Annotated in this window: 1 pseudogene; it reads right to left on the bottom strand. The window is 62.0% G+C overall.

The window, feature by feature from the left end:
- Window positions 1-395, bottom strand: a pseudogene (gene prpD / locus CDV44_RS27355) (2-methylcitrate dehydratase); the annotation flags it as partial.

Raw genomic sequence — 395 nt, 5'->3', positions numbered from 1 at the left:
TCCCTCGGCACGACGACGCCTGTGGCCGATGGGAGTATTCGACCAGCACTTCGTCGAGCGTGGTGCCGTCGGTCAGCGTGACGGTCAGTCCATTCGCAATCGAACGCTTGTCGGGATCGTGATAATCGCGGGTGAACTGCGGGTCTTCCTCGCAGACGATATTCGCCCGCAACGCATCGATGCGAGGATCTGCGGCCACTGCATCTTCGTAGTCGGCCGCCGTCAGTCGCCCGAGCAACAGCGGCACTGCCACCATGTATTGAATACAGTGATCGCGGTCTGCCGGATTGGCGAGCGGTCCCTGCTTGTCGATGATGCGAATCGCCGCCGCATGCGTGCGGATTCGGACCGAACGAATGTCCTGCGCGCTGCGCCCCATCGCCTGCAATTGGTGA

It is taken from the genome of Pandoraea sp. PE-S2R-1, assembly GCF_002179865.1.
In the GTDB taxonomy this organism is placed as follows: Bacteria; Pseudomonadota; Gammaproteobacteria; order Burkholderiales; family Burkholderiaceae; genus Pandoraea.
Note: the sequence above shows the minus strand (reverse complement) of the source record. Positions and strands in the feature narration are given on the sequence as shown.